The following is a 23,688-nucleotide window of genomic DNA, read 5'->3' as shown; positions in this document are numbered from 1 at the left end:
CTCAAGGCAGTCCCTTGAGCCGGCGCAACTGTTCTCGTCCTAGTTCCCGGACATCGCCTTCAGATTGGCGGCGTAGGCGTCGACATCGTCCTTGCCGATGATCTTGGTCGGGATGATGATCAGGCCATCGGCCGGAACGCCCGACTTGTCGCCCTTGAGATAGGCGGCCATCAGCTTCATGCCCTGATAGGCCCATTCGAAGGGCTGCTGCACGACGGTCGCCGCCACGGTGCCTTCCTTGACGCCGCCCAGCGTGATCGGATCGTCGTCGAAGCCGACGACGGTGATCGAGCCGAGCTTGCCGGCATCGCGCAGCGCTTCATAGATGCGCGGCGTGTTGTAGGAGTAGAAGCCGACCATGCAGGTCACGTCGGGGCTGGCAACCAGCGCGTCCTCGACATTCTTCTTGGCACGGGCCTGGTCGATATCGTCGCCGCGCACGTCGATCAGTTCGATCTTGGTGCCGGCGAGCCCGTCCTTCATGCCCTGGATGCGCTCCTTGGCATTGTCGGCGCCGAGCAGGCCGACGAAGCCGAGGCACTTGCCGCCGTTCGGCATCGCCTTCTTGGCGATCTCGGCCGCCTGCTTGCCGGCATCGACGTTCGACGAGCCGATATAGGCGACACGCTTGGTCTGCGGGGCGTCGCTGTCGGTGGTGAACAGCGCCGTTTCAGAGGCGATCTTGTTCAGCCCGTCGGTCGAGGTCTTCGGGTCGACGGCCGACACCATGATCGCCTTGACGCCTGCGGTCACCAGATCGTCCATCAGCCGCTGCTGGATGGCGACCGACGACTGCTCGGGATATTTCAGCTCGAGATTGTAGTCGGGCAGTTCGCCCTGCGCCTTCTTCACGCCGGCTTCCGCCGCCTTCCAGAAGTCGGACGCGCCGTTGACGACGAAGGCCAGCGTCGGCTTGTCGTCGGCCCGCGCGATTGCGCTCGCCGACAGGCCGAGAGCCAAGGCCGCGGCGGCGATGGATGCAGTACGGATCACAGATTTCATGTTCAACCTCCCTTTTGAAACTCATCGCTGATGTCTCGGCTGCGGCCCGGACGCCCTCCTCCTCAAGGGTCTGCCCAAAGGTCTGACAACTAAAGAACGGCGCCAATCCAGCCGCGACCGAAACACTAGACACTCATTTGCCGTTCGTAAATAGTCCGATTTGTCTGACATTTTCGTGAGTTCGCGGCGGACCTTTTCCGGTGGCAATCCGGACCGGTGGCGCGCCACACATCGGGTCTCGTCGCCACCGGTCCCGAACCCGGATCGGTCACGACGAGTTGACAGTAGAACGCTTACGACTATTAGTAAATAGTATTAGTAATGGTGTCGGGAAGCACGCGCCGCGGGGCGGAGGGGCCGGTGCCGCGGGGAACGTCAGAGAGGAAGGACGGCGCCGCCGCGATGGCTGCTGTCGCAGCGAAAAGTTTGAGGTAATAGCCGGTTTTGTGATCTCGACCAGTTGTTTTCGTCGCCATGCGGCGCTACTGGCACAGAACGCTTCGCGTATGATAATAGTTATAAGCGCGCATCTCCGATTAATGCGCCTGATTGAAACCGCCTTGCCGTCGATGCCGGCCTGACGGGGCCGGACTTTGGGAAACGATGCCGACATGAGCGAACCGACGGAACTGCGCGATCCCCCGGAGGCCTCCAGGCGTCGCAAGCCGTCCGCCAGAGGTCCCAAGGGTCGCGTCACCATGACCGACATAGCCAGAGCCGCCGGCTGTTCGCAGGCGACGGTGTCCTTCGTGCTCAACAATTCGCCGGGCATCCGGCTGTCGCAGCAGACCCGCGACCGGGTCATCGAGGCGGCGCGGACGCTCGGCTATGCCGCGCCGGCCTTCTCCGCCTTGCGTCCGCCCGTCACGCCGTTCGAAGGCCTGGACGGCGTCATCGGCTTCGCCGTCGACCAGCTCGCCACCAGCCCCGAAGCGGTGGTCGCCATCGAAGGCGCGCGTCAGGCCTCGTGGAATGCCGGCAATGTGCTCCTGGTGGCGCAGACCATGGGCGACGCCGTCATGGAGCCGAGGGCTATCCAGGCGCTCACCAGGCGCGGCATCTCGGCGCTGATCTACATGACCATCTTCACCCGCGAGATCACGGCGCCCGACTTCCTCTATAGCCTCGACATCCCGGTCATCCTGCTCAACTGCTATACGGCCGACTACGCTTTCCCCGCCGTGGTGCCTTCCGAGATCGCCGGCGGTCAGAGCTCGACCCGCCACCTGATCGGCCATGGCCACCGCCGCATCGCCACCATCACCGGCGAGCCCTGGATGCAGGCCGCGCAGGATCGGCTGAAGGGCTACCGGCGCGCGCTGGCGACGGCCGACATTCCCTTCGATCCGGAACTGGTGGTCGAGGGCGACTGGTCGGCCAGCGCGGGCTATGCGGCGACCGTCAAGCTGCTGGCGCTGAAAGATCGCCCGACCGCCATCTTCTGCCAGAACGACCGCACGGCCATCGGCTGCTACGAGGCGCTGAAGGAGGCCGGCCTGCACATCCCGCAGGATATTTCCGTGGTCGGCTACGACGACGAGGAAATCGCCCGCCACCTCTTCCCGCCGCTGACGACATCGATCCTGCCGCACATGGCGATGGGCCAATGGGCGATCGAGCAGCTGGAAGCGCCCCCAACCCCGGGCCGCGGGCGCTATCCCATCACCAAGCTGGAGTGCCCGCTGGTCGAGCGGGAGTCGGTAGGCGTCGTGATGGGGGCGCCACTCGTTAGATAGGTCACGAAGGCAAACGAACGATCATTTCGATCTCCAGCTGCAAGCCGGGCGCTGCCAAAGCGGCAACCCCTATGCCCGTAACGCTCGGCTGAGCACCATCGAACAGTACATGCATTTGAGGCCACAACACTTCCAGGCGCTCAGGCGTAAGATCGACCACATAAGCCCGTATCATAACGAGATCTTGTGGTGAAGCACCGGCTGCGGAGAGAGCCGCCCTCGCATTCTTGACAACAAGTTCGGCCTGTTCTGCAAAACTTTCGGGGGCTGGCTCACCACCCGGCCGCCAGGCAACCTGGCCGGAAACGAAAGCCATCCTGCCGGGCTCCGCGATTGTGATCTGCGAATAGCCCATTGCGCCTGCATCGGGCAAAGTAGGTGGGTTTATGCGCATAAGTGATTGTGTCATCTCTGGTCTCCTTCTTGCCGCTTTTGTTGTCCCCGGGTGATCCGCGTGAAGCTGCAACCACTGCATCCCGAGGCATGGTTCTACATAGCCGGTTCATTGACGAATGGACGTCCACACAGAAGCGAAACGCGCGGCGCTAAGGCAGTCAGCTAGGGGAAAGGACGTTTGCCCTGAGGATCGATTACATCGACGGGCCGTACTACAAACGTGCCCGGCAGCATAAAGTCACTGCCTCGCCCGAGCCGCTGGAGTTGCATTATGCTGCGTGCAAATCTGAACGATATTCTGATCTTCATGGCTGTGGTGGACGCAGGAAGTTTTGTCGCCGGAGGGCAGGCCATGGGTCTGTCCAGGTCGGCAGCAGGAAAAGCCGTCATCCGCCTGGAAGACAGACTAGGCACGCGCCTCCTGAACCGCACGACGAGAACGTTAAGCCTAACCGAAGAAGGTCACGTGTTCTACGACCGCGGGCTGCAAATTCTCGCGTCGGTCGACGAAGCGGAGGCGAGCGTGGCTGGGCGCAATGGCACGCCGCGGGGTGTTCTTCGGCTCACCGTTCCCGATGCCTTCGGGCGGATCGTGGTTCTACCCCTGCTCAGGAAATACCTCGCGGCCTGGCCTGACATCCAGGTTGAGGTGAGCTTCTCCGATCGCGTGGCGGACCTCGTCGAGGAAGGCTTCGATCTGGCGGTACGGATCGGAGTCACGAGTCCAGACACACGGCTAGTCTCCCGAGTGGTCGCCAAATACAAGGCAGTGCTCTGCGCCTCGCCGTCCTACATCGCCGGGCGCGGCGAGCCGCTGGACATTGATGGTCTTGCGGCACACGACTGTCTGATCTTCAGTAGTCGCAATCAAAGGCAAAGCTGGCGCTTCCGCGGCGAAGGAGGTTCCTGGATCAAGGCGCTTGGTCGTAGCCGCGTGAGGCTGGATAGCGGAGAAGCGATCCGGGATGCCGCCATCGCAGGACTTGGCATTGCGTTTCTTCCGGACTTTCTGGTCGCAGAGGATTTGGCAGCGGGCCGCCTGCAGCAGGTGTTGTCCGATCTCGAGGCTGACGACGTGGAGATCGTGACGATTTATCCCAACAAGCGTCTTCTGGAGCCTCGTGTCAGGCGCTTCATCGATCTGATAGTGGAAGAGCTTGCGGCCTGATGCTCCAATGTCGCGGAAAAAGCGATACAACGGCACAACCCTCGTCCAAAGCTGCCGGCCCGCCCTCTGAGATTGGCGGCCCTACCCGCCGACCATCAGCTTGACGACTTCGTCGTGGTTGGTCTCCGAGATCTTGCGCTCGCCGGCCTGGACGCCGCGCCTGAGCACGACGATGCGGTCGGAGACGGCAAAAATGTCCTGCAGATTGTGCGAGATGAAAATTACGCCCCGTCCCTGCGCCTTGAGCTGGTGGATCAGCGAGATCACCTTGCGCTGTTCGGGCACGCCGAGTGCGGCGGTCGGTTCGTCCATGATCAGGATCTGCGCGTCCCAATAGACGGCGCGGCCGATGGCGACGGCCTGGCGTTGGCCGCCGGAAAAATTGCTGACCGGCGCATCGAGCCGGCTGACATGGAAATCCAGCCGCCCCATCGTCTGCTTGGCGGCGACCGCCATCGCCTTGCGGTCGAGCACCGGCAGGAAGCCGAAGGCTTTGCGCATCGGCTCGCGGCCAAGGAAGATGTTGGCGCCGATCGACAGATTGTCGGCCAGCGCCAGGTCCTGGTAGATGGTCTCGATGCCCTTTTCGCGCGCCTCCTGCGGCGTCGAAAAGCTCACCAGCTGACCCCTGAGCAGGATTTCGCCGCCGGTCGGCTGGAAGACGCCGGAAATCGCCTTGATCAGCGTCGTCTTGCCGGCGCCGTTGTCGCCAGCCAGCGCCACCACTTCGCCCGGCCGCACGACCATGGAGAAATCGTTCAGCGCCCGCACCGCTCCAAAATGCTTGGAAAGGTTGCGGACTTCCAGCAGCGGGGCGGTCTGTTCCTGACTATTCATCCTGGCGGGCTCCACTGAACCGGCGTTGCGCCTGGTCGATAAGGACGGAAATGATGATGACGAGGCCGACGGCGATGAACTGCCAGAACGGCTCGACATTGACGAAGACCAGCCCGTACTGAATGACCGCGATGACCAGCGCGCCGGCGACCGTGCCGAAGATGGTGCCGGAGCCGCCGAACAGGCTGGCGCCGCCGATCACGACGGCCGCGACGCTGTCGAGCAGCAAGGGTTCGCCGGCCTGGGCCGCGCCCGCGGTGAAACGCGCCGCATAGAGCGCGCCACCGAGGCCGGCGCACATCGCCGACAGCACGTAGAGGCGCAATATGTGATCCTTGATGTCGATGCCGGCACGCCGCGCCGCCTGCACATTGGCGCCGATGGCGTAATTGTGCTGGCCGAACCGGGTCTGGCTCAGGATGTAATGCATCACCACGACGAAGACGGCGGTGATCATGACAAGATAGGGCACGCCGTGGAACTTGCCGTTGCCGAGCAGCGCGAACCATGAATTCTGCACTGGCACCGTCGTGCCGCCGGCAAGGAGATAGGCAGCACCGCGCGCCACGCCGAACATGCCGAGCGTGCCGATGAAGGGCGGAATTCTCAGCCGCGAGATCAAAAGGCCATTGATGATACCCGGCACGCCGGCAACGATCACGGCAGCCAGAATACCTGCCAGCATGGCCAGTGGCAGCGGGATTGCGGCTCCGGCCATGTTCGTGGCATGGGCCGCGACGACGGCCGCAAGGCCCATGATGAAGCCGAGCGAGAGGTCGATGCCGCCCGAAATGATGACGAAGGTCTGGCCGGTCGCCAGCAGCAGCGGCGCCACCGCAAAGATCGCGATGGACTGCACGTTGAAAGGATTGAGCACGAAGGTGGCGCCGAAGGCGAGCCGCGACCAGACCTCGAAACAGATGATCAAGCCGGCGAGGAACAGCCAGGCGCGTCCGTCGGCGATACGTGCGATCCAGGTCCTGGCCGGATCACCGTGATCCGCCTGAGGAGCGACATGCGTTTCGCCCTGGGTTGGGGATGTTGAAGTCATGAATGGTTCCGATCCGCGGCGCCGCCTAAAGCAGGGTCCAGGGCGCAGGTCCCCTCCCGGCGCGCCGGAAGGAGACCTGGCTGACTGGACTTATTCGGAATAAAGATACTTCGAGATGTTCGGGTCGGCGATGTTGGACTTGTCCATGATCGTGAAGCCGGTGCCGATCGCAACCGGGATCGAATTGCCGGTCAGGTGGGCATAGGCTGACACGACCCCAAAATAGCCGATCTCGGCGGGATGCTGGGCAATCGCAACGTCGACCAGGCCCGTGTTGATGTTGTCGACGATGCTGGTCGGCGCGTCGAACGCCACGACCTTGACTGTGCCGGTCTGCCCAGCTTGCTGGACGCCATTGGCCGCGCCGAGCGCGGAGAACAGGTTGGCGCCGAACACGCCGACGAGATCGGGATTGCGCGCAAACACGGCCTGCAGCTGCGAGGCGGCCTTATTGGCGTCGTTGTCGTTGAACTGCGTTTCGAGCACGGTGATGCCGGGATGGTTGGCCGCCATCTCTTTCTTGAAGCCCTCTTCACGCTGGTCGGTGGTCGAAATGCCAGGTTTCACGTTTGAAACGTAGACCTTGCCCTTGTCGCCGATGGCGGTGGCCAGTGCCCGCGCGGCGATCTCGCCGCCGAGGATATTGTCCGACGCGATGTAGGACAGCGGGAAATCCGCGTCGCCGGCGCTGGTCTGGTAGACGCCGCTGCCGATGAAGGTGTCGACGGTGATCACCGGGATGCCGGCATCGCTGGCCTTGCGCAGCGGCTCGACCAGCTGGACCTTGTCGGTCGGCGCGATCAGGATCGCGTCCGGCTTCTTGGCGATGACCGCGTCAAGCACGGGAACCTGCGTTACCGGGTTGAAGTCCGGCGCGCCCTGGAAGACCAGGTTGACGCCGAGCGCATCGGCGGCCGCCTGGGCGCCCTTGCGCATGGTGATGTAGAAACCGTCGGTGGTCAGGCCGGGAATGAGCGCAATGGTGTACTTCTTGTCCTGCGCCGACGCAGGCGCGATCAGCGCCGATGCCGAGATGGCGAGCGCCGCGAGCGCGGCAACGATCTTCTTCATGAATTCCTCCTCATGGTGTTGGCAGATATGCAGTGGACACTGGAATGGTCGTCGATCTCGGATCGTGACCAGAAAACGGATTTCACCTGCCTGGCTGTTGCGGGCGGCTTTCCTCCCAAGCGCCCCTGTCGTCAGTCCAGCCAGTCGAAACCGGCCATTGTGATGTCAGCAGTCTCGTTCCCTGCCTCCGCAAGGTCGACAAAACCGCGCCGCCCGGCACGCATTCGCACCGGGTTCGCAGAGTTGTAACACTTTGCTGAAATAAATTGCAAGCGGCTCTTTGGCGGGCCAAGCCGCCGCGATTTCCAGATCGGACACCATCTGTCTGCTCCGCAGAGCCCCGCCTGGGCGACTATCGTCCCAACCCGTCTACGGCACAACGGGTGATTTTCGCGGGCGCTATCGCGGCAACAGCACCTCGAGGATGGCCTGCGCCGTCTTGGTGTCGGTGACGAGAGCATTGATCAGCTTGGCACGCGCGGCGCCAACAATGGCCGTCGCTTTCTCCGGCCCGGCGGCAACGCCGATCACCAGCGGAATGGCGCGCAGCTGGGCCGGCGACATGGCGATCATCCGGCTTTCCCCTTCCCACGAGATCAGCGTGCCTTCGGCATCGAAATAGTGGCGAAGGACGTCTCCGGCCGCCTGGAACAGCGCCTGCTCGCTCAGCGTCGCCGCACTTGCCTCCGGCGGGTTGATGGCATGCGGCAGGCCGACGCCGACGACCGCCACATCGGTCCGGTCCCAGAGGGCCACGCTGTCGCTGATCGCCGCATCGCCAAGGAAGACATCGCGCAATTCGGTCGACGGCAGGTAGGGCGCATGGATGAAATGCGGCGTGCCGCCGAACTCCTCGGCGGCGAGCCGCACGAACTCGTTGATCTGGAAATGCGCCGCCTGCTGCTGCATGCCGCCGGTGGCGGCGACGGTGAGCACGCCGGGAATGCGCGGCAGGCCGGCGCGGATCACCTCACGGATGGCGCGCCCCCAGCCGATGGCCACAACAGAGCCGGCCGAAAGTTCCGCTTGCCTGAGCAGGCCGCCGAGCGGTGCTGCCAGCGCCGTCAGCACGCCCGCCGCCGGCGTCTCGACGACGGCGGCGTCGCGCAGCCCCAGCCCCTCGATCAGCTGCGCGGTGACAGCTTCGGGCGTGACGATGTCGAGCACCTCGATGCGCACGATGCCCTCCGCTCGCGCCCGCTGCAGCAGGCGCGAAATGGTGGCGGTCGAGACTCCCAGCCGCCGCGCGATATCGACCTGCGACATCTCCGCCTCGTAGTGCAGCTTGGCGACCGTATGCAGCATCGTGCGCGACGCGGTCGCATCCTGGATGGGAGGAACAGACAGCTTGCAATTCCTTTCAGCAATGTGTTACAGACCTGCCGACCACGGGAGTTATCGCCCAAATTTGGCAAAGCCGCAACTTGGGCTCGCTTCCATATCGCGTCCCGAGGGCGCCAGGATCGGACAAAAAGACCATGACCAGGATGACCACCGCGGAGCTGCGCGGCTACCAGCAGATATGCGGCAGGGACGGGGCGATGATGGCCATTGCCTGCGACCAGCGTGGCGGCATGCGCACCTTGCTGGCCTCGGATCCCGAAGAGCAGGCCAGGATCACCAATGACATGCTGGGCGACACCAAGGCCGACATCACGCGCTACCTCGCCAGCGAGGCCTCCTGCGTGCTGCTCGATCCGCTCTGCGCGGTGCCGCGCGTCGTCGACGAAGGCGTGCTGAACCGCGACACGGCGCTGCTCATCGGCCTCGACGCCTCGGGCTTCGACGTCTCGCCCGACGGCTACCGCCTGTCGCGCCTCGTGCCCGGCATCAATGCGCGCCGCGTGCGCGAGCTTGGCGGCACCGGCGGCAAGATCATGGTGTATCTCAGGGCCGACAAGCCCGAAGCCAACGAGCACAACATCGCCATCCTCAGAGAGTGCATCGCCGACTTCGCGCAGGAGGACCTGCTGCTCGTCGTCGAATTCCTCACCTATCAGCTCGAGGGCGAAAGCGTCGAAGACTACACCGCCAGGATCCCCTCGCTGATCGAAGAGGGCACGCGCATTTCGCTGCAGTGCGGGGCCAAGGTGCTCAAGCTTCCTTATCCCGGCACGCCGGAAGCCTGCGCCAGGATCACCAAATTGGCCGGCGACGTGCCATGGGCGGTGCTGTCTGCGGGCGTCAACCATTCGACCTTCCTCGGCCAGGTCGAGATCGCCATGATGAACGGTGCGTCGGGCGTCATCGCCGGCCGCTCGCTGTGGAAGGACTGCATCTCGCTCGACCGTGACGTCCAGCGCGAGAAGCTGAAGACCATTGCGGTGTCGAGATTGCGCGAGATCCAGGCGGTGATTGGCAATTACCGGCGCAAAGCCGCTTAAGCTGTGTCGAGATTCAGGTCAGGCCGGCCTGCGAATGACGGTTTCCTGCGCTTCCGGTGCTCACGTACTTTGAGTACGCTCCGCTCCGGTTCTCGGAATCCACCATTTTCGACCCGGCCTGACCTGAATCTCGACACATCTTGGAGCTCCAGCGAAACTGAGTTCCGGTTCCCAAAGGACTGTCGGCGACAGACAAGCACGAGACGTCATGCGACAGAAATCGATGGCCATAGGGATCGATATCGGCGGCACCAATCTGCGGGCCGCCCGCATCTCCGCCACGGGTGAAATCCTCAAGCGCATTTCGGAGAAAAGCGCGCCCGACCCGGAGCTGGTGCTCGGCCGCATCGCCGACATGGTGCACCAGCTCGATACGCCGGAAGTGGCGGCGATCGGCATCGGCGTTCCCGGCCGCGTCGACGCGCGGCGCGGCACCGTGCTCTCGGGCGGCTATGTCGACCTCGCCTCGGTCGCCTTGGCGCAGCGGCTGGAAAGCATGACCGGCAAGCCCGTCATCATCGACAATGACTGCAACATGGCGCTGACAGCCGAAATGGCCCGGGGTGGCGCCGTCGGCCACGACAACATCGTCATGTTCACCATCGGCACCGGCATCGGCGGCGCGGTCGCGGAAGCGAGGCGCATCGTGCGCGGCAAGGCGACGGCCGGGCAACTCGGCCATATCGCCGTCGACGTCAACGGCGAGATCTGCAAATGCGGCCGGCGCGGCTGCGTCGAAACCACCAGCTCGGGCACGGCGCTTGGCCGCCACATTATCAGCGCCGGTCTCGGCCCGGAGATCACGATCGATCAGCTCTTTGCCCGCGACGCTGCCGGCGACGCGCTGGCGCGCGGCATACTGGACGCCTGGGCAAGGCCGCTGCGCGCCGCGATCGACACGGCGGTCGCCATGTTCAACCCGGACCTGGTTCTGCTCGGCGGCGGACTGGGCGGCGCGGCACACAGGGCGCTCGCCAACGCGCCGGCTCTCGCGCCCTGGTACCAGGCCCCGGTGCAGCCGGCCCTGCTCGGCGACGATGCCGGTGTCATCGGCGCCGGCCTGCAGGCGCTTGCGGCCGAGACGACAGCTCCCCACGCGTCGCCCTTACCTCAGCCACCCGCCCTGCCGAGCCGTGGCCGCTCTGCCGTGCCTAACCGGCGCGCCGTGCTCGTCAACGGGATCCCCGCCTCAGGCAAAAGCACGGTCTCGCGCGGCATTGCCAAGCGCATGGGCTGGCCGTTGCTGGCGCTGGACACGATCAAGAACCCGTTCCTGGAAGGGCTCGGCGGCGGCGACCGTGAATTCAACCGCACGCTCGGCCGCGCCAGCTACGCGGCCATCTGGTCGCTCGTCGGCGAGGCACCGGCCGGCAGCATTTTTGTCGTCGATGCCTGGTTCGGCTTCCAGCCGCGCCAGGTGCTCGAGGATCATCTCAAGCGGGCCGGCGTCGTTAAGACCGCCGAGATATGGTGTCATGCGCCGGGTGATATCCTGGCCGAACGCTATCGCGTCCGCCTCGACCAGCGCCTCCCCGGCCATCCGGGTGCTGCCTACATCCCAGAACTGATCGAGCTGGCCAAACGTGCCGAGCCGCTGCGCCGCGGCCCGCTCTTCGACGTCGACACGACGCAACCCATCGATTTCGACGCCATCACAGCGTGGCTGCGCACGACGCTTCCGTCGTAGGCTGCACGAGGGTCTGTTGAGATTCAGGTCAGGCCGGCATCACCTGAATACCGACAGACGCTAGAACCAGCGCTCCCGGCGCGGCTCGCTGGCGCTAAGCGCCAGACCCAGCAGAAGGCCCGCCACACCACCCAGGATGAAGGCGGACGACACGGTGCCCGGATTGTCGTGGACGACACCCGTCACCGACTGTGCCCTGCTGCGCAGCGCCTGCGCGGTGCGGGAAGCGCGATCGGCGGCGTTGTCATACCAGCCATTGGCTTCCTCGACCGCCTCTTCGGCCCGCTCGGCCAGCGTCCGGTTGATCTTGCTGATCTCGCGCTTCAGCTGCGCGACCTGCTTTTCCAGGGCTTCCTGAGCTTCGCGCTGCGTCATTCTCGGTGCCGTGGTTTCGTTCGGGTCGTCGGCCATTGTTGTCTCCTTTGCTGAAGGGCTTCTGAGGTCAACGGCGAGCCGCGGCGCAAGGTTCCCAACTGACAGGCTACAGCCCTCCGGGGCCCTGGCCCAAGCTCGACGGCCGGAGGTTTCGACACAGCCGGTTGCTGGAGCATGATCCCAAAAAAAGATCATGCTCCAGCACTGGGAGAGAGTCCCATCCCGATCAAATCGGGATGGGACAAGGATCTAGAACCCGTAGAAGACCCAGACACGTCGGCGATAGCACCGCCTGCGCCGATAGCCATGGCGCCAATAGCTGCGGCAGTACCGTCTCCAGACGCGACGCCTGCGGCGGCGATAATGGCGGCGATGCCAGCGGCGATGATAGACAGGCTCCACATCCGCCTGCGTTCCGTCATCGTCGAAAGGCTCCGTATCCGGCGCGTCGAGCTCATCGAGAATGCCGGGCCCGACATTCGGAACCCCGGCCACCGCATTGAGTGGTCGAACCGTGCTGGCAAGGGCCGCGGCCCCCGCAACACCAAACATTGCCGTCAAGAATGATCGCCGATCCATCAAAAACCTCCCGATCTCCAACCAGCGAAAACAAGGCTAGCAAAGGGGAGATAGCGCGCTGGAGGCGAAAGCCTAGGGGGCGGGCTTGGAGGACGGATTGGCGGGGCTGGCGGGGGCTGATTGCTCTCTACCGCCTAGACTAGGCGCGCCGCGCAGTGACGTGATTGTAGAGCCACTGAAGAAAGGCATAACCGTGCGGGCTGATGTCCAGCATGCGCAGCCTGCGGCGGATCCGGCGTTCAGCACGCAGAAGAGCCTCTTCCTGCTGAGGAAGGTAGGGGCGTAACATCTCGAATGCGGCGAGCTTGTCGGCGAGCATGCGTCTGGTACCGTAGACAAGCGTCACGCTGTCGCGATGGATTCGATGTGCCGCCATGACGTCGTCGATGAAGCCGACTTTGCCGCCGCGCGCCGTCAGGATATTCAAAAGCCAGGCGGCAGAGGCGACAGTCGTCGTTCGATACCATCCCGGCAACGCATCGAGCGCGGCTTTGCGAACCATTGTGGCGCTCTTGGGGGTAAAGTTGACGTTCAGCAACCGGTCGATGTCATAGACGGCATCGCCCACACCAGGTCGGACCGAAAGCTGGCGCGTTCCGTCTTCGCAGACATGCTCGACCCGGTGGGCGGAAATCGCGCATTCCGGGTGCGCATCCATGAACTCGACCTGCCTCTGCAGTTTGAACCGGTCCGTCCAATAGTCATCGCCATCGAGAAAGGCGACGTACTCGCCCTGAGCCGCGTCGATCGTTGCCATGACATTCGACAGGCCAAAGTCGCCGTAGTTCGACTTGGCGCGCAGCAGCTTCACGCGGTCCGGCGCGCCGGCGTGGATGTCCTCGAGCACCTCCAGCGTGCCGTCCGTCGAGGCGTCGTCGCCAACGATGACCTCGATGGGGAAACGGGTTTCCTGCCGAAGCGTACTTTCGACGGCCTGTCGGATGTAATCGACTTGCTGGAACGTGACGACGGAGACCGAGAGTTTCATGCGACGGCGTCCGCCTGCCTCGTACGCGGCAGATTGTACAACAGGCCAAGCGTGACCACGATCAGATGCGAAGCGAAAATCAGGCACATCGCAATGCCAGCACCGGTCAGAGCCAGCCGGGGGATGAGGGTGAAGGAGGTCAATACCGCGACCAGCGCGACGACGGCGTACTGAGCCGCGAGCCACCAAAAGCGGCGCGATGCGACCATCCCGAACTTCAGCACGTCGGCGATGCATCGCAGGGTCGCGGCGCCGGTCAGCCATACGAACAGGTTCCCCTGGGCCGCGAACTCGGCTGTGTAGACCAAGCCGAGGATCACGTCACCGAACGCGGCCGCGATCGCGACGGCCAACGTTCCGAATGCCGCTACGCCCAGGGCGAAACGTCCAAGCAGGCCGACGAAACGCGCGCGGTCACCCGCCGCATGATAGTGCGCGAGCCGAACGCTGACCGCTATTCCCATCGAGTTGACCACCCGGTTCGGCGACATCGAGAGTGCGGTCAGCGCGGCGAACAAACCCAGGGCTGACAGGCCGAGCGCGCTTTCCACGACGAGCCGCGGGAGATAGACCGCTATCATCACCAGTACGGTGGCGAAGGCGAGCGGAAGCGCTTGCAGGGCGAGCCCCTGAAGGGCGCCCCTGTCCCAGATTGGCGGCCCGACCGCTTCCGAACTGCGCAGTTTTGCGCATCTGCGACCCATGGGCACGTCGTAGAAAGCGAGGACCAGAAGTTGCGCAAGAAACTGGCCGAACACCGCGACCACAAGCGAGCCTGTGGCCCAGTAGCCGGCCGACAGGAACAGCAGCGAGAGCGGACCGAGCAGACAAAGCGAACGGCCGATATAGTCCATCCGCTCGTGCGCCTGGAAGAGGCCGTGGACCATGTCGGAAACCAGCTCCATGCATCGGGTCAGCGCATAGAGGACGACGACCCAGATGACGACGGCGGAATTGGTCTGGAGAATCCCGCTCGCCACCATGAGCACCAGAGCGACGCCGGCGGCCACCAGCCGCAGCGCGAGATAGTTGCCGAAGAGATAAGGCCCACTTGTGCTGCTCGAGTGGATTTCGCGCAGCCCCATCTTGGCCACCTCGCCGATCGGGATGCACAATGCCTGCGCGAGCGCATAGATGCCGACGGTCATCGGGTCGGACAGCTTCGCCAGCAGCATGAGCGCGAGCCACATCGAAAGGGATGAGAACAGACGCCCGATAAAGACCGACCGGAAATTGCCAAGGATGGAGCGACGTCCGCCGTCCACATGGTCTTGATCGGCGGCGAAGTGCGGGGTGGCCAACATCAGTGTCCGGTGGCGACCGCGATCGGGGCGCGATAGGCGGGGAAGTATCCGACGTCCGGCGCGGCATCCCCGCAATGTGCGCACAGCAGCGCGCGGTAGGCGGACTTGTCCAGGATCCAGCGGCCGACCTTGAAATCGTGGCGGACCGAGGAGAACCGGGCCTTGAATGCGAAAAGCGAATCCTCGTGGCCCCCGCGACCTGCCCCCAGGTGCAGTCGTGTCGCGCCCAGCGACCGGGCGATATCGGCGACGCCGTCGAGGAGGCCCTTGAGCGGCGACAGGGCGCGGAACTTCGCGTTCACGCCCGTGAGGTGCGCCTCCGCGATGTCTCCGCACACGGTGAGAAGCAGGATCGCTGCCGCTTCGCCCTCGACTTTCGCGACGGCCAGATGTGCGAGACTTCCAAGCGCGTCGCGCAGCGCCTCGAAGTAGCGATCCGAGAACAAATAGCGCTCCGAGGCCTCGTTGTTCCGCATCGTCGCGCGGTAGAGCTCGGCGAAGGTCGGATACGTGGACCATTCGCTGTCCCGCTCCACCACGAGACCGGCACGCTCCGATTCCTTGATCTCCTGCCGCAGCACCTTCGGGTAGAGCCGGCGCCTGGTTTCCCGATCATGCGTCAGGTCGATCGAGACGCTGCGCCCAAGGTGAAACACTTCTCCTCCCGGCGTCAATTCGTCGCCGTGGAAGCCCTCGCAGTGGCGCCAGTTCTGCAGCAGCGGATGAAACCGCGTGAACAGCGTAACGAGCTCCTGATCCGCCCAGGCAGCGCGGATTTCCGACCATGCCCTCGCCCGAAACTCGGTGTCGTCCAGTCCCAGCCCGACCGGACCGGTGTAGCCGTAGACCGAGTTTGCGTCGGTCCGGCCATCCTCGAACGAGGCGACGTACGGCCACGCCATGAACCGCTCAGGGGTGCCGTGAACGACCATCCACGCGCGCCCCTCTCCCATTCTCTCGGCGAAGGCATGATAGGCCGCACGGTGATAAAAATCGTGTGGTGCGCGGCCCAGCCATTCATCCCATGCCGGGTCGCTCGGCGAAAGCAGGACCGTCGGATCAGGCATGCTTCACGTTCCGGGCCTTGCCGGGCCAGATCTCGGGAAATATTTCTGGATCGGAATAGTCCGGCCTTCCCGAGCGATCGGGCCGACAGAGCTGGTCGTGCGGCAGGACGATTGGCATGCCATTTGCCGAGGCGAGCCGCTGGTAGGTGTTCGCCGCGTCCTGCATATGGACCGCCACGGCAAAGCGCGGGTGCGTCGCCCGGTTCGGAGCGCTCGCGTGCAGCGCTCGCATGTGGTGGAAGCTGACCTGCCCCTTCTTGAGCTGCATGGGTGTGATTAGGTGTTTCGGGATCGCCCGGCCCATCCGCTGTTCGATACTGTCGAGGTCCGGGTCGTTGAAACCACGCAGATGTTCACACTCCGGCCATAGATGGCTTCCGTCGATGACGTAGAGCGTGCCGTTCGTCACTTCTGCGTCGTGCAGCGGGATCCAGGCAGTCAGCATGCTCATTGAAGTGCAGGTGGACCAGTAGGAGTGGTCGGTGTGCCAGCCGACGGCCGTCGCGCCAACCGCGCCAGCGGCGGGCGGCTTGTAGATCGCCTGGTCGTCGAACAGCCTGATCGCCGGGGCTCGCGCCAGTCGGGCCGCAATCGCTCCCAGCACGGGCTGCATCACGAGCTCCCGTACACCGTCGTTCTGAAGCGAGCAGAATTCGTTGTTGCGGACGCCGTCGCCGTCGCCGGGCCGCCAGTCGCTGAACTTCGCCTTGCGCGGCAGGGTCCGGTCGCGTTTACCGGCGTGGTGTGCCTCGATCGCCAGCCGCGCCGAGTCGAGAAGCGCGTCCGGCAGCACTTGGGGCGCTATGTGCCAGCCAGTTCTTTCGTAGCGCGCCACGTCCTCTTCAGTCGGCAGCAGTGCCTCGTCGACGAGTTCGCGACCGCGCAGGTTCATCTCGTTGGTCGTCATTCCCGGCTCCTTCGGTCCGCAAACTATTGGCGCAGAAACGGCGGCAAGCGTGGGTCGTGGCATTGAGCCAGGGCCGCACGAACCGCGGGCGCCTGCCGCACGATCGCCGCGATCCTGGATGTCAGCCGCCCCACCTCCGCTTCGCTGACTTGCATTCCGGTGGGCAGTACCATGACGCGCTTGGCGATCTCCTCGGTAACCGGCAGGGTTCGACCCGCCTGCGGAAAAAGGCCAGTGTAGGGCTGCATGCGATGGCAGCCTGGATAGAAGTAACGGCGGGCGACAACGTTCTCGAGGCGCAGCGCAGCGACGAGCTCATCGCGGGTCAATCCGGCCGTGGCGGCGTCGATCTCGGTGACGATGTAGTGGTAGTTGTGCTGCTGGTTCATCCGCCGCGACATCAGGCTGATCCCGGGGATCGCCTGAAGGCCGGAGGCGTAGGCCGCATAGTTGCGCCGATTGTGCGCGATAATGGCATCCATCGACTCGAGCGACGTCAGGCCCATGGCGGCCGATGCCTCGCTCATCTTCCCGTTGGTGCCGAGGTGCTTGACGGTGTCCTCGTCCGAGAACCCGAAATTCACCATCAGCCTTAGCCTTCCGGCGAGGTCACTGTCGTCGGTGACGATCGCGCCGCCTTCAAGGGCATGGACGCACTTGGTCGCGTGGAAGCTGAAGACCTCCGCGTCACCGTAGCCGCCGACCGCACGCTTTTTGGTGCCGCAGCCGAAGGCGTGCGCGGCGTCGAAGAGCAGTTTCAGGCCGTGGCGCTCCGCGATGTCCTCCAGCGCGTGGGTCGCGCACGTGTTTCCCCACATATGCACGGCCAGGATACCCGTGGTACGCGATGTAATGGCAGCCTCGACGCTGTCGGGGTCGAGGCAGTGGGTCTTGGGGTTGATATCGCAGAATACGGGCCGCAGGCCCTGACGCCATAGGGCGTGCACGGTTGCCACGAAAGTGTACGAGGGAACGATGACGTCTCCCGCCATACCCAATGCGCTGATGGCCAGCTCAAGGCCGACCGTTGCGTTGCAGGTGGCAATGCAATGACGCGTGCCGGCAATCCTCGCGACGCGCTCCTCAAACTCAAGCAGCATCGGACCGCGGTTTGTCAGGCGCCCGCTATCGAACATTCGGTCGATGCGACCCATGAAGGTGGCCCGATCGGGCATGTTGGGCCGCCCGACGAGCAGCATCTCCGCGAAGGCCGGCTTGGCACCCAGCAGAGCGACATCTGCGTTGCGTCCCGGGATCGCAAAGACCCTGGCAGACGCCGCACCATCCACACGAGCAGAGTACCTTCGCCCAGGAGCCACCGGAACGTGAGGCGCGATCATGTCCTGATTAGAAATCGTGTGAGACGCCATGCAACAACCCCCCACCCAAGGAAGTTTACAAACTTCGATAGTCCCCGCAAAATGCCGAAAGTTCTCCTGGCGACTGTAGTTCCTGGGTTCAGGCGCGTTCTGGTTGCGTCAACAATTACTTGCGCGCGGCAAGGCGTCGGACCTCATTTTGTTATGGTTTCTAGTCTGTCCCAATTCCCCCTAACCTTAAACTCATCCTTTTAGCGTAGCCGGACTACCTCTGCCGCGACGCTCAGTAGCCTGGCGGCTGCAGAAGTGATTTGCCGGCTGCCGTACGGCGGCGCGTTGCGGCGACCTCTCCCTGCCGGATGCCTCGTGGCTGTGCTTCCGCTCGGCGAGTCCATTAGGGAGGCGCGCCACCGAGCCCGCCGCCTCTTCCTGTTCTTCGCTCAGGAACAGGCTGCCGAAGCTGGCGTACACGCGCGTTGCCGGGCGGCGGCGACCTCGCGCCAGGCCGGCAGCGCGACAAGCCACGGGAGTCTCCTAGGAAGGCGCCTTTGGCTGGTCCTCTTCGAAGTCCGGGCTGAGCAACCGGCAACGCGGTCCGATCGTGGGGCTTCTATCTGGCGTTTCGCGGCCAATGGTATGCGGTCTGGGATGTCCGGGCAGGGGCCGATAGCGGAGCGGCAGCCTCGGGATTTGGGATGGCGATAGCGGACGTTTGTAGGAAGGCGTGAAGTCTCGATCTGACCCGAAGCTGAGCAACCCTAGGCCCAGGAGCAAAACTCGCCTAACATGACAGCGAGCGTGCCCCACGTCTGGAGCTGGCATGCAGCGCAAGCTTGCAGCGATACTTGCCACCGACGTCGTTGGCTACAGCCGCCTCATGGAAGCGGATGAAGCCGATACATTGGCGCGCCTGAAGAGCACGCGAGAGAACCTGATCGATCCGAAAATCGCAGCTCACAATGGGCGAATCGTCAAGCTCATGGGTGATGGTACGCTGGTAGAGTTCCCGAGCGTTGTTGATGCAGTCGCCTGCGCCGTCGAAATCCAGCGCACCATGGCAGAGTGCAATGCCGAACTGCCGAAAGAAAAACAGCTCGAATTCCGCATTGGCATCAACCTTGGCGACATCATCATCGAAGGGGCGGACATCTACGGAGATGGGGTGAATGTGGCGGCGAGGCTCGAAGGGTTGGCGCCGCCGGGAGGCGTGTTGATTTCGGGAACAGCATTTGATCAGGTCGAGAGGAAGCTGGACTACGGGTTCGAGTTTTTGGGCGAACAGCGTGTCAAGAACATCGAGAAGCCCGTTCGCCTCTACCGAGTGGACCCGCGCACCCCGGTTATCTCAGGAAGTCGCAAACCTGACGGAACGCGGCGCTGGATCGCAGTCGCGGCCACAGTATTGATTCTGATCGTCGCGGGGCTGGTGCTTTGGCAGCGCTTTGGTGACGATCTCGTTCGACCCGGTGACGTGGCCTCGCAATCGAAGATGGCGTTGCCGCTGCCCGATAAGCCGTCAGTCGCCGTGCTCCCGTTCACCAACATGTCCACCGAAGCTGGTCAGGAAATTTTCGCCGACGGCATGACCGATGACTTGATCACCGACCTTTCCAAGGTTTCCGGCCTCTTCGTGATCGCGCGAAACTCGACATTCGTTTACCGCGGCAAGCCGGTAAAAATCAGCCAGGTCGCCGAAGAACTTGGCGTGCGCTACGTCCTCGAAGGGAGCGTCCGTCGCGCCGGCGAGCAGGTGCGAGTCAACGCCCAGCTCATCGATGCCCTCACCGGCGGGCATGTGTGGGCAGACAGGTTCGATGGAAACGTCGCCGATATTTTTGCGGTCCAGGACGTTTTTGTCGCGAGGATCGTCGAAGCGTTGAAGGTCAATCTCACCACCACCACAAAAGCGGAAATTGCCCGCGCCAAGCCGGACAACATTGCAGCCAAGGAAGCTTTCGAAGAGGGTTGGAGCCTTTATCTCCGTTACAACGCAAAAGACACAGCTGCCGCCATCACTTCCTTGAAAAAAGCGACCGAACTTGATCCCGAATATGGGCGAGCTTATGCCGCCCTGGCGCTGGCCTACTTCCGCGTCGTTGACTCACTCTGGGGCAAGGAACTCGGCAGGGACGAACCATATTTCTGGTGGGGAGCTTACGATTACGTAGAGCTGGCCAAGAAGTATCCAACGTCACTGTCTTATACGGTAGAGGCATTGCGGGACGTGTATCAAGGCCTGGCCGAAGATGCACGCAGGAATGCCGGTCGAGCGATTGCATTGGATCCCAACGACCCCGAGGCGCACATTGCAACGGCTTGGGCGCTGACGATCTCAGGCGAACCTGCCGAAGCGCTGAATTTCGTCGCGGCCGCCATGCGGCTCAACCCGAACTATCCAGGCCACTACGTTCTCGCTCGTGGGTTGGCGCTTTTTGCAATGGGCGATCTGAAACAAGCGGCTGAGGTGTTCGGAGAAGGCGTCAGGCGAAACCCAGACGCAACTGCGCTCTTTCTACCTCTCAGTTCCGTACTGGCGCAGCTCGGTCGCCGGGAGGAAGCGAGACAAATGCTCCTGAAGTTCCGGCCGGGTTTAGACCAGAAAGGGCTCGAAAACCTTCCCGACACCTTACCCCTCTCGTTCAAATGGGATTATGAACACGCAAGCGTCCCGGAGCGCCTGAATGACGGTGTCCGCATCGCTGCGCTGCCGCTGGCCGTCACCGTTACGAGCCTGGAAACAGCGCTTGAGACCGGCGATCCCATTTCTCAGCTATATGCAGTGAAGCGACTGGGCTGGTTTGGACCAGCGGCATTGCAAGCCGTTCCGGCTCTGGTTGACGCGCTTAAGGTTGAATATCTCCGCCGGGAGGCCATTGAGGCACTGGGAAAGATCGGGCCTCCGGCACGAGCTGCGATACCTGCGCTCGCGGCACTCCAGAATGAAGCCCTGGTTGGCATTTACGCAAAGGACGCGCTGTCCAAAATCAGAGGCAATTGATGGACCCCTGGACGCGCGCCAGGGATTGGACCTGCTGCGATGTCCGCTCCTGAGCCACTGTTGGGGGACAAGGCGACATCAAACGCGTCCAGTCCGCCTTCCCAATTCATGAGTACACGGCCTAGCCGAACCACCAGCGTTCGGCGATCTTCGTGCCGTCCATCGGCCAGTTCGACGCCACCTCGCCATGGGCGAGAGCCTTGGTGTGGGCATCGACATAGGAGTTGAAGACGAGATTAATGAGCCCGCCGTCGTCATGCACCAATTGCTGCATTTCGGCATACATGCCGGCACGCCTGGCATCGTCGGTCTCCGAGCGGGCAGCGACGAGCAGCTCATTAAAGCGCGGATTTTTCCAGAGCGTTTCGTTCCACACCGCTTCCGCCGCATAGGCGGTGGTGAACATCCAGTCGCATGTCGGCCGGCCGGCCCAGTAGGAGGCGAAGAACGGCTTCGTGAGCCAGACATTGTTCCAGTAGCCGTCATTGGGCTCCCTGATCAAATTCAGGTTGAGCCCGGCCGCCCGGGCATGCTCCTGCCAGAGGAGAGCGGAGTCGGTCGCACCCGCGAAGCCGGCATCCGCGACCGACAGGTCGAACCGGGTGTTCTCGGCCCCAGCCTTCTTGAGGAGGCTCTTGACCATGTCGGGGTCGTAGACGTGCTTGGGCTGCGGATCGATCGCGAACTTGACGGTCGGTGCGATCGGATTGTCGTTGCCGATGGCGCCGTGGCCGAGAAACACCTTCTGCACGATCTCGTTGCGGTTGAGCGAGTACTTCAACGCATTGCGCACGTCGGGATTGTCGAAGGGCGCCTTCTGGACGTTCATGACATAGACGTAGTGGCCGTAGCCCGTCGTCTCCGAGATCACGAGATCGGGGTTCTGCTTCAGAATGTCGAGCGTCTTCAGATCGCAGCGATCCATGTAGTGGACCTCGCCGGTGTTGAGTGCATTGGTGCGCGCCGTCACATCATTGATCGCCAGGCATTCGACACGGTCGAACCAGCCCTTGTCGGATTTGAAGTAGTTCGGGTTCTTGTTGAAGGTGGCGATGACGCCGGGCTCGAATTTCTCGAGCATATAGGGGCCGGTGCGGATGCCCGACTCCCAGTCGGCGACGCCCTCTTTCGCCGGCATTACCACGATGTCCGAGATGATGTAGGGGAAGTCGGCATTGCCGCCATCGAGCTCAAAGACGACCGTCTCGGCACCGTCGGCGACGACGGTCTTGACCGAAGCCAGGCGCGATTTCGCTACCGATTTCGTGCCCTCGACGGTGTGATGCCTGACCGAGGCCACGACATCGTCGGCGGTAACCGTCCTGCCATTGTGAAAGGTGGCGCCTTTCCTCAGTTTGAACACCCACTTCTTGGCGCCATCCGAAGGCTCAAAGCTCTCGGTGAGGTCGGGGACCACGTTGCCCTTGGAATCGATCTCGGTCAGGCTGTTCGACAAGGTTCCCTCTAGCGCGGTGCTGGTGAACGGGTTGAGGTAGAGACCCGGGTCCATCGTATCGACGGCGGCGCCATCGCTGATGCCGATCTTCAAGGTGCCGCCTCTCTTCGGCTCGGCGCGCACCGCCTGGACGAACATCGCATTGGCGGCCGTGGCGGTAAGGCCGGCGGCGAGCGCCAGTTGAACAAAGTCCCGACGCGAAACCCTGCCTTTCGCGGCAAGCTTGGCGGCCGACTGCAGCTTCAATTCGAATTCCGTCATTTCCTGGTTTCTCCTTCAGATCCAGATGGAGAACGGGCATGACCAAGAGGAAACGAGGAGGTGTATCCCCTCGTGGGCCAAAGGTTTCGGCCCGCGGCAGATCATAGCGCGCCCGAGTGTGGCGGGCAAACAGCCGTTATCCGCCGCCAGTTCCCAAATGATCGCAGTTGGGGCCGGGAGCGGACAGTCAGTTTTTAGCTGCCAAAGGGGCGGAAGCCGACATTCAGGACCTTGGGGAGCATCGACGCGATCTGACCCAATCCGGTCATTCCCACCGCATTTCGGTGTCTCCAAAAGCGGACACTCAGCCAAGCCGGCGCTGATGACCTAGGCAGGAGCAGGCCGTCGCGTCCGGGACCATCGACGCCCCCGCGCCGCCGCCGTCCTACACCGGCGTTGCGCTTCCTGAGGGGTAGCGCTGGCCACCCCCGTCTTTGTGCCCAGCGACCTTGGGCCCTCAGTCTCATATGAGAGATTGCCCATCTGCGATAAGATGCGTTTCAGAGCTGGGTTACTAGTCTCGCAGGGCCGGTGCAGTCGGGGTTTGGCTAGGGTGCTGCACCGGCCTATTCACACGGCCTCGCCTCACGAACTGCAAATGAGCTCCTTGACCTGTTGACGGTCTTCCTCTGACCACTGCGCCGGGTCTTCCCCATGAGCGAGCGCGCCGTGCAACTCGACATGCTTCATCACTTCCGCCTCTGTCGCGGCTGTGAAAGATGCCGGGCAGGCTTCATTGCCGGGATAGTCCTTGCACCGATATGAATAGGCCATGGCGTTTATCCTCCCGAACAGGAGGGTAACACGCGATGGCTTGAATCCCGAGCGGCCAGATAGGTAGGGTTGTCATCCATCGCATCGCCGCCAGCGCGCGATGCAGCCCACAGAACTCAGCCAAGAGCCCGCGCCTTCTTCCAGCACGGAAGACGCGCGCATCTTTCAGATTAGCGATTGCTAAATTTCGAGACAATTGGATTGCCGAGGCTTAACCGCCGCATGCCATGATCAGGCCGGTTTCCGACTGGAGATGGTGCGATGCGCGCTCGAACTTGGGTCAGGGATGTGCGGCTCGGCGAGGCCCTCGAACTGAAAAAACACATAG

At 63.3% G+C, this 23,688-nt stretch carries 20 protein-coding genes; 6 read left to right on the top strand and 14 right to left on the bottom strand.

Going from position 1 to position 23,688, the window contains the following annotated elements:
• Positions 1-39: 39 nt before the first annotated feature.
• Positions 40-1,002: a sugar-binding protein gene (locus tag DH08_RS05700; protein WP_192178298.1), complete on the bottom strand. Its 963-nt coding sequence runs from the start codon at positions 1,000-1,002 to the stop codon at positions 40-42.
• Positions 1,003-1,613: 611 nt separating this feature from the next.
• Between DH08_RS05700 and DH08_RS05695 the strand changes: the two genes are divergently transcribed.
• Positions 1,614-2,738 carry a LacI family DNA-binding transcriptional regulator gene (locus DH08_RS05695; protein WP_192178297.1) on the top strand — a complete coding sequence of 375 codons (1,125 nt, stop codon included), beginning with the start codon at positions 1,614-1,616 and terminating at the stop codon, positions 2,736-2,738.
• Position 2,739: 1 nt separating this feature from the next.
• Here the strand turns inward: DH08_RS05695 and DH08_RS05690 are convergent, their stop codons facing one another.
• Positions 2,740-3,147 (bottom strand): RidA family protein, encoded by a 408-nt coding sequence (locus tag DH08_RS05690; protein ID WP_192178296.1) that lies wholly within the window; start codon positions 3,145-3,147, stop codon positions 2,740-2,742.
• Between the two features lie 258 nt (positions 3,148-3,405).
• On the opposite strand from DH08_RS05690, the gene DH08_RS05685 reads away from it, so the two are divergent.
• Entirely contained in the window at positions 3,406-4,302 is an 897-nt protein-coding gene (locus DH08_RS05685) for a LysR family transcriptional regulator (RefSeq protein ID WP_192178295.1), read from the top strand.
• 81 nt (positions 4,303-4,383) lie between these two features.
• Here DH08_RS05685 and DH08_RS05680 read toward each other — a convergent pair whose 3' ends face one another.
• The 4 genes from DH08_RS05680 to DH08_RS05665 all read right to left on the bottom strand — a co-directional run bounded on the left by DH08_RS05680 (position 4,384) and on the right by DH08_RS05665 (position 8,566).
• Complete coding sequence (locus DH08_RS05680; protein WP_192178294.1) at positions 4,384-5,139, bottom strand: ATP-binding cassette domain-containing protein; 756 nt, start codon at positions 5,137-5,139, stop codon at positions 4,384-4,386.
• Entirely contained in the window at positions 5,132-6,190 is a 1,059-nt protein-coding gene (locus tag DH08_RS05675; RefSeq protein ID WP_192178293.1) for an ABC transporter permease subunit, read from the bottom strand. Before DH08_RS05675 ends, DH08_RS05680 begins: the two co-directional genes overlap by 8 nt.
• A 90-nt stretch (positions 6,191-6,280) precedes the next feature.
• Complete coding sequence (locus tag DH08_RS05670) at positions 6,281-7,261, bottom strand: ABC transporter substrate-binding protein (RefSeq protein ID WP_192178292.1); 981 nt, start codon at positions 7,259-7,261, stop codon at positions 6,281-6,283.
• Between the two features lie 399 nt (positions 7,262-7,660).
• Positions 7,661-8,566, bottom strand: coding sequence for a sugar-binding transcriptional regulator (locus tag DH08_RS05665; RefSeq protein WP_192178291.1), 906 nt, complete (start codon positions 8,564-8,566; stop codon positions 7,661-7,663).
• A gap of 173 nt (positions 8,567-8,739) precedes the next feature.
• Between DH08_RS05665 and DH08_RS05660 the strand changes: the two genes are divergently transcribed.
• A complete protein-coding gene (locus tag DH08_RS05660; protein ID WP_192178290.1) occupies positions 8,740-9,645 on the top strand; it encodes a tagatose-bisphosphate aldolase in 906 nt (301 codons plus the stop codon).
• A gap of 208 nt (positions 9,646-9,853) precedes the next feature.
• A complete protein-coding gene (locus DH08_RS05655; protein ID WP_246800694.1) occupies positions 9,854-11,332 on the top strand; it encodes an ROK family protein in 1,479 nt (492 codons plus the stop codon).
• Between the two features lie 60 nt (positions 11,333-11,392).
• Here DH08_RS05655 and DH08_RS05650 read toward each other — a convergent pair whose 3' ends face one another.
• Entirely contained in the window at positions 11,393-11,743 is a 351-nt protein-coding gene (locus DH08_RS05650; RefSeq protein WP_192178289.1) for a hypothetical protein, read from the bottom strand.
• 327 nt (positions 11,744-12,070) lie between these two features.
• On the opposite strand from DH08_RS05650, the gene DH08_RS05645 reads away from it, so the two are divergent.
• Positions 12,071-12,274 (top strand): hypothetical protein, encoded by a 204-nt coding sequence (locus DH08_RS05645; RefSeq protein ID WP_192178288.1) that lies wholly within the window; start codon positions 12,071-12,073, stop codon positions 12,272-12,274.
• 151 nt (positions 12,275-12,425) lie between these two features.
• On the opposite strand, the gene DH08_RS05640 is transcribed toward DH08_RS05645, so the two are convergent.
• Genes DH08_RS05640 through DH08_RS05620 form a run of 5 tightly spaced genes read right to left on the bottom strand, consistent with a single transcriptional unit; the run spans position 12,426 to position 17,922 of the window.
• Positions 12,426-13,274 (bottom strand): glycosyltransferase family 2 protein, encoded by an 849-nt coding sequence (locus DH08_RS05640; protein ID WP_192178287.1) that lies wholly within the window; start codon positions 13,272-13,274, stop codon positions 12,426-12,428.
• Positions 13,271-14,575: a lipopolysaccharide biosynthesis protein gene (locus DH08_RS05635; protein WP_192178286.1), complete on the bottom strand. Its 1,305-nt coding sequence runs from the start codon at positions 14,573-14,575 to the stop codon at positions 13,271-13,273. The genes DH08_RS05640 and DH08_RS05635 overlap by 4 nt, the downstream gene beginning before the upstream one ends.
• A gap of 2 nt (positions 14,576-14,577) precedes the next feature.
• Positions 14,578-15,645, bottom strand: coding sequence for a GNAT family N-acetyltransferase (locus tag DH08_RS05630; protein ID WP_192178285.1), 1,068 nt, complete (start codon positions 15,643-15,645; stop codon positions 14,578-14,580).
• A complete protein-coding gene (locus DH08_RS05625) occupies positions 15,638-16,552 on the bottom strand; it encodes a phytanoyl-CoA dioxygenase family protein (RefSeq protein ID WP_192178284.1) in 915 nt (304 codons plus the stop codon). Before DH08_RS05625 ends, DH08_RS05630 begins: the two co-directional genes overlap by 8 nt.
• A gap of 23 nt (positions 16,553-16,575) precedes the next feature.
• A complete protein-coding gene (locus DH08_RS05620; RefSeq protein WP_246800693.1) occupies positions 16,576-17,922 on the bottom strand; it encodes a DegT/DnrJ/EryC1/StrS family aminotransferase in 1,347 nt (448 codons plus the stop codon).
• Positions 17,923-18,691: 769 nt separating this feature from the next.
• On the opposite strand from DH08_RS05620, the gene DH08_RS05615 reads away from it, so the two are divergent.
• Positions 18,692-20,869, top strand: coding sequence for an adenylate/guanylate cyclase domain-containing protein (locus DH08_RS05615; RefSeq protein WP_192178283.1), 2,178 nt, complete (start codon positions 18,692-18,694; stop codon positions 20,867-20,869).
• 121 nt (positions 20,870-20,990) lie between these two features.
• On the opposite strand, the gene DH08_RS05610 is transcribed toward DH08_RS05615, so the two are convergent.
• Together DH08_RS05610 and DH08_RS05605 are read right to left on the bottom strand one after the other, a co-directional pair.
• Complete coding sequence (locus DH08_RS05610) at positions 20,991-22,586, bottom strand: ABC transporter substrate-binding protein (RefSeq protein WP_192178282.1); 1,596 nt, start codon at positions 22,584-22,586, stop codon at positions 20,991-20,993.
• 585 nt (positions 22,587-23,171) lie between these two features.
• Positions 23,172-23,360 carry a DUF1059 domain-containing protein gene (locus DH08_RS05605; RefSeq protein WP_192178281.1) on the bottom strand — a complete coding sequence of 63 codons (189 nt, stop codon included), beginning with the start codon at positions 23,358-23,360 and terminating at the stop codon, positions 23,172-23,174.
• Positions 23,361-23,688: the final 328 nt, after the last annotated feature.

This window comes from Mesorhizobium amorphae (assembly GCF_014843845.1).
GTDB lineage: Bacteria > Pseudomonadota > Alphaproteobacteria > Rhizobiales > Rhizobiaceae > Mesorhizobium > Mesorhizobium amorphae_A.
Note: the sequence above shows the minus strand (reverse complement) of the source record. Positions and strands in the feature narration are given on the sequence as shown.

Coding starts and splice junctions, on each gene's coding strand:
- DH08_RS05665 (WP_192178291.1), bottom strand. CDS start 8,566: ATGCTGCATACGGTCGCCAAGCTGCACTACGAGGCGGAGATGTCGCAG.
- DH08_RS05640 (WP_192178287.1), bottom strand. CDS start 13,274: ATGAAACTCTCGGTCTCCGTCGTCACGTTCCAGCAAGTCGATTACATC.
- DH08_RS05670 (WP_192178292.1), bottom strand. CDS start 7,261: ATGAAGAAGATCGTTGCCGCGCTCGCGGCGCTCGCCATCTCGGCATCG.
- DH08_RS05610 (WP_192178282.1), bottom strand. CDS start 22,586: ATGACGGAATTCGAATTGAAGCTGCAGTCGGCCGCCAAGCTTGCCGCG.
- DH08_RS05650 (WP_192178289.1), bottom strand. CDS start 11,743: ATGGCCGACGACCCGAACGAAACCACGGCACCGAGAATGACGCAGCGC.
- DH08_RS05680 (WP_192178294.1), bottom strand. CDS start 5,139: ATGAATAGTCAGGAACAGACCGCCCCGCTGCTGGAAGTCCGCAACCTT.
- DH08_RS05630 (WP_192178285.1), bottom strand. CDS start 15,645: ATGCCTGATCCGACGGTCCTGCTTTCGCCGAGCGACCCGGCATGGGAT.
- DH08_RS05625 (WP_192178284.1), bottom strand. CDS start 16,552: ATGACGACCAACGAGATGAACCTGCGCGGTCGCGAACTCGTCGACGAG.
- DH08_RS05685 (WP_192178295.1), top strand. CDS start 3,406: ATGCTGCGTGCAAATCTGAACGATATTCTGATCTTCATGGCTGTGGTG.
- DH08_RS05695 (WP_192178297.1), top strand. CDS start 1,614: ATGAGCGAACCGACGGAACTGCGCGATCCCCCGGAGGCCTCCAGGCGT.
- DH08_RS05655 (WP_246800694.1), top strand. CDS start 9,854: ATGCGACAGAAATCGATGGCCATAGGGATCGATATCGGCGGCACCAAT.
- DH08_RS05690 (WP_192178296.1), bottom strand. CDS start 3,147: ATGACACAATCACTTATGCGCATAAACCCACCTACTTTGCCCGATGCA.
- DH08_RS05620 (WP_246800693.1), bottom strand. CDS start 17,922: ATGGCGTCTCACACGATTTCTAATCAGGACATGATCGCGCCTCACGTT.
- DH08_RS05700 (WP_192178298.1), bottom strand. CDS start 1,002: ATGAAATCTGTGATCCGTACTGCATCCATCGCCGCCGCGGCCTTGGCT.
- DH08_RS05675 (WP_192178293.1), bottom strand. CDS start 6,190: ATGACTTCAACATCCCCAACCCAGGGCGAAACGCATGTCGCTCCTCAG.
- DH08_RS05605 (WP_192178281.1), bottom strand. CDS start 23,360: ATGGCCTATTCATATCGGTGCAAGGACTATCCCGGCAATGAAGCCTGC.
- DH08_RS05660 (WP_192178290.1), top strand. CDS start 8,740: ATGACCAGGATGACCACCGCGGAGCTGCGCGGCTACCAGCAGATATGC.
- DH08_RS05615 (WP_192178283.1), top strand. CDS start 18,692: ATGCAGCGCAAGCTTGCAGCGATACTTGCCACCGACGTCGTTGGCTAC.
- DH08_RS05645 (WP_192178288.1), top strand. CDS start 12,071: ATGGCGGCGATGCCAGCGGCGATGATAGACAGGCTCCACATCCGCCTG.